Here is a 4,716-nt window from a genome sequence, read left to right as displayed (position 1 = left end):
CTAACAATACTCGTTTCATGAAGTTGTAATGCCTGAGCAATCATCGACGTTGACCAACCTTCAGAACGAAGTAAAACAGCTTTAATTCGATCTCGAACACGGCCATCACGACTTGCATCGTGAAGGGTTTCAAGATCTATTTTTTGCTCTGTGGTCAATTTGATGTTTTCATGAGGTATATCATGATCCTCATTATTGTATAAATCAAGTACCTTCATTGATCACGGGTATATATCTTCGTAAATGTACGATGTATAGCAGTTACTTAGGTAAGTCACGATAATTAATATGAGTGTACACTTAAATGATTGCAAGTGATTTATATAGAGCTAGTTTGACTGAATTGTAAATTGGTAAACATACTAATTACAGTCATTATTCTCATTAAACAGGTCTAGGGAAAATTACCAGACCAATTAAATAATTTTAACCTATTGTTTTTTAAGGTTTTGTGCAATCTATTTTTTCCTTTTCAGGTCATATAATGATAAACTTTTGTGAAAATACAGTAATTAATTGGTATGTAACCCTTTAAGGGGGAACAAAATGGATAGTTATTAATGTTAGAAAAACATAGACAACGCTAATTAAAGAAATTGTAGATCAATATAACTTTGCAAGCGTTAAAGTTTTAACAGATAAATTAAACTCATCTGAAGCAACTATTCGTCGTGATCTAACTAAAATGTCTAAACGTGGTGAAATAGTCAAGATTAGAGGCGGGGCTGAATCGAGTAAAAATCAAAGAAAAAATATTCAAAGCTCAGCTTTTGATCTTGATAAGGCTAAACGCACTGACACCAAAAGACTGAAAGCAAAAAAAGTTGTTGAATTATGTGCAGACAACGATTCCATTATAATTAATGGCGGTAGCTCAACTTACATGATGGGGGAGTTCCTACAAGATAAAAACTTAAACATACTGACCAACTCCTTTGTTTTAGCAAATTACCTTTCAGGAAATAGTGATAATTTAATTTCACTTCCAGGTGGTGAAATATACAGAGAACAAGGTGTTATTTTGAGTTCTTATGAGAAGGACAACACAGAACATTATCGTAGCTCAATGATGTTTATAGGTACTCCTGGAATAGGCAAGTTTGGTGTAATGGAGTCAGATCCATTATTAATCCTTTCAGAACAGAAACTCAAAAAGCAAACAGATAAGCTAATTATACTGGCAGATAGCACAAAGCTAGGTAAACGTAGCAACTTTGTGTTTTTCTCTCTAGAAGAAGTTGATATCCTAATTACTGACTCTAAAGCAGACCCACAGCTAATTGAATATTTCAAAGAGCAGGGTATTGAAGTCATCGTTGTCGAATCTCTGGATAACTAATCTACATACTTATGTTTAAATTTTACTATCCATTACAGTTCACATCTTAGTCCTAGTCTACTAGGGATAAGATGCGATTTTATTTCTCAATTTAAACTGCCCTGCAACGGCGTTTCGCTCTGATCACGAAGTCTGTTCTGAAATTTTAGATAAAAGTTTACCTCTCTTATTTTAACTTGCTGAAAGATTAACTAACTTCTTTTACACAATTCCACAGTGTGGAAATTCAATTGTCGGAAGCATTCCGGTTGTTGCGCTATTTTTTACGTCAGTTTTTTCAATTTCACGTTTACATCGGCACAAATGTGCAGCATTATGCATTTAATTCTTAAAAAGCTGCATAAGATAGGGTATACAGATGGATGATAGGATTTTAAAAATTGCCACTCGGGCTAAATTAACTTTAGAGACTCTCTCAGAAAAAATCACCAACTCAAAGATAGAATTCGATGCTGAAAATTACGAACAAACCTTTTCGAAATCAGCGGTGGCAAGCCTACCAGACCTTGCTAAAGCAAAAGTAGATAAGGCTGTGGCAGAGATGGAGTTAAAGGGTTATCAGTTTCAAAAGAAACAAGCTGGTCTGAATAACGTTTATAGCATGGGACATAAAGATGTAACTGCAATTTATGAACACCGAGGAGTTCCTAAATATCGTGACCAGTTTAAAGAAGCTCATACAGTTTTTTTAACAAACTTAAAAGGTGGAGTTGCTAAAACGGTAAGCTCTGTAACCCTTGCGCATGGTTTAAAATGTACACCTGCACTAATAAAACATGACTTAAGAATACTTGTACTAGATTTAGATCCTCAAGCAAGTGCGACAATGTTTATGAAACATGATTTATCAATTGGAATCGTGGACGAAACTGTCGCTCAGGCAATGCTACAAAACGTTAATCGTGAAGAATTACTTAATGATTTTATTAAGCCATCTAGTGTAGCTGGGGTTGATATAATCCCTGCATCCATTGAAGATGCGTTTATAGCATCACAGTTTGAACAGCTCGCGAATGAACACCTATCGAACCAAAATATATATGATGTTTTAAAAGATAATGTAATTGATAAGCTAAAGCATGATTACGACTTTATTTTTATAGATAGTGGCCCTCACTTAGATGCATTTTTACTTAACTCATTCGTTGCAGCTGATACATTTTTGATCCCTGTGCCTCCAGCACAAGTTGATTTTCACTCAACTCTGAAGTTCATGCAGCGTCTCCCAGAACTTTTCGATATGGCAGAAAGCGCTGGCAGTGAAATAAAGCTCAATTCTATTTTTGGCTATATGGCAAAAATAGCCAGAAAGTCAGACCATGCTGATGCACAAAGCTTATTAAGAGAAGTTTGCGGGGCTGATATGTTAGATACTTCACTTCCGTTATCGACAGCATTTGAACGTTGTGGTGAAAGCTTTGGTACCGTATTTTCAACGAACCCTAAATTTTATCCTGGTGATAGAGATGCACTTAAAAAAGCACGGATTAAAGCTGAAGAATTCACTCGTTCAGTCTTCGACACAATTACATTTAATAGAAAGAATGAAGGTTAATTCGCTATGAGCAATAAAAAAAGAACAGTGATAGGACGCAAAATATCTAATACGAATTTAGATACCCTTATCACGCAAGGTAATAGCGATAGTTTAATTGACAGCTCCCCCATTGATGGCCGTGATATTAAATGGGAAAGGGTTACAATCGAAAGCCAAGACGTATTCAACAAATGCATTAAATCTATCTATAACAAGCGTTCACTTGATGATTTATCTTTAGCATCCGTTTTAGACATTTATCACTCGATTAGATCTTCCAACGGAAATACTGAGCCAGTAAGAGCTGAATTAGTAGATGGTAAATACGAAATACTGGGTGGTTTAAGACGCGCTTACACTGTCTCAATTCTTCCTAATACAAAGCTAAGTCTTATTGTTGCAAAAGACTTAACAGAAAAAGAACGAGCGCACTTTGCTCGTGTGATGGATGAATACGCTGAGCCTAGCTTTATGGATAAAGCCAAATCTATTCAAGCATTAAAGACAAAACTTGATAGTAACAACGATAAAGAAATCACAGGTCTAGAACTAAGTGATCTCTTAGGCATGAAGAAAAGCAATGTTTATTATGCGCTAAGTTATGCAAATTTACCTAAAGAGCTAATTAACTTATTTCCGGCTTTAAAATATGTTTCCACACCATTATTACGTGAATTAGTTAAGTACAATAAAGCTGGATATTTAGAGATGATTGCTCAACAGTTCAATCCTATAGAACCAGTTACACTAACTGGAAATGAAACTGCCGAAGAGATTAGTGAAATCGAAGAGCAGCTGCAAAAATCCTCAAAGAAACTCCAAAGTGAATTACTAGCAAAAATACGTGCTGATCACTCACCAATACCTGTTAACTATGATGGAAAACTAAAAGAAGTAGCCAATCATGAGCTTACAGGAATTAAAATTAAAGCTACAAAATCGGGATTAAATATTACAATAAATGAGTCAAAAGTAGACCCTGTAATACTAGATAAATTAATCACTGCATTGAATAATAACTAACTAAGCCATATCAACTAATCGCTATATTGCCTAACTGTCAGACTTGTAACTCAAATCTGACAGTCGCTCTATACAACCCCTACAGTAGACAATCCTGATTTCAATAGTCTGATTTTCAGACGGGACGCACTTCAGAATCATAAATATCTAAGAGATGAACGATTATTTTTATTTTGCTAGTAAGCGTCTAGCCAAGTGCACCTGCCAGTAACTCGTCAAAGCGATTAAGCTATTTCCGAATTTCAATTAGGAGATAGCCATGAGAAAAACGCGTAGCCTTGAGCAATGGCGCAACATTATCGAAGAGCAACAAGCCAGCAATTTAACTATTACTGAATTTTGCCAGCAACGTGCTTTATCAAAAACAACTTTTTATGCCGCACGAAGTAAGCTTAATGAATCATCAGGCAGTTTTGTTCGCGCTAAAATCACGAAACACGTTGATATCACCGAGCAGCAACAGCCTATAACCCTCACTGTTGGCAAAGTAAAAGTCAGCTTGCCACCCACAACGCCTGCAACTTATCTGAGTCAATTGCTACGCGAGTTTGCCTTATGAAAATGTTCGTTGAACCTACGCGTATTTACTTACATCGCGATGCTGTGGATTTTCGAAAATCGATTGATGGTCTGGTCGCCATCGTTGAAGGCGAGCTTGAGCGTGATGCCTACACTGGCGCATTATTTTTGTTTTGCAACAAAGCGAAAGATAAACTCAAGTTGGTTTACTGGGATAAAACGGGGTTTGCTTTGTGGTACAAACGCTTAGGTGCGACAAGAAGTCGCTTTGTTTACTGTTGAACTTTGATTCAACCCT

At 36.2% G+C, this 4,716-nt stretch carries 5 protein-coding genes and 2 pseudogenes; 6 read left to right on the top strand and 1 reads right to left on the bottom strand.

The genetic code is table 11. The features are described from left to right. Positions 1–193: pseudogene (locus QMA12_RS21795) on the bottom strand (helix-turn-helix domain-containing protein); the annotation flags it as partial. Between the two features lie 393 nt (positions 194–586). Here QMA12_RS21795 and QMA12_RS21790 point away from each other — a divergent pair. The 6 genes and pseudogenes from QMA12_RS21790 to tnpB all read left to right on the top strand — a co-directional run. Next, positions 587–682, top strand: a pseudogene (locus QMA12_RS21790) (DeoR family transcriptional regulator); the annotation flags it as partial. Positions 683–685: 3 nt separating this feature from the next. Next, positions 686–1,339, top strand: coding sequence for a DeoR/GlpR family DNA-binding transcription regulator (locus QMA12_RS21785; RefSeq protein WP_290211461.1), 654 nt, complete (start codon positions 686–688; stop codon positions 1,337–1,339). Between the two features lie 358 nt (positions 1,340–1,697). Beyond that, on the top strand, positions 1,698–2,894 hold the full coding sequence (locus tag QMA12_RS21780; RefSeq protein WP_290211460.1) for an AAA family ATPase: 1,197 nt from the start codon (positions 1,698–1,700) through the stop codon (positions 2,892–2,894). Between the two features lie 6 nt (positions 2,895–2,900). After that, positions 2,901–3,899 (top strand): hypothetical protein, encoded by a 999-nt coding sequence (locus tag QMA12_RS21775; protein WP_290211459.1) that lies wholly within the window; start codon positions 2,901–2,903, stop codon positions 3,897–3,899. 259 nt (positions 3,900–4,158) lie between these two features. Further along, the gene (locus tag QMA12_RS21770) at positions 4,159–4,458 is read left to right on the top strand and encodes an IS66 family insertion sequence element accessory protein TnpB (RefSeq protein WP_290211458.1); all 300 of its coding nucleotides are present in this window, start codon (positions 4,159–4,161) and stop codon (positions 4,456–4,458) included. After that, positions 4,455–4,700, top strand: coding sequence for an IS66 family insertion sequence element accessory protein TnpB (gene tnpB, locus QMA12_RS21765; protein ID WP_290211457.1), 246 nt, complete (start codon positions 4,455–4,457; stop codon positions 4,698–4,700). The genes QMA12_RS21770 and tnpB overlap by 4 nt, the downstream gene beginning before the upstream one ends. The last annotated feature ends 16 nt before the right edge of the window (positions 4,701–4,716 follow it).

The organism is Pseudoalteromonas sp. APC 3893 (assembly GCF_030408095.1).
Lineage (GTDB): Bacteria > Pseudomonadota > Gammaproteobacteria > Enterobacterales > Alteromonadaceae > Pseudoalteromonas.
This window is presented reverse-complemented; position numbering and strand designations above follow the sequence as displayed.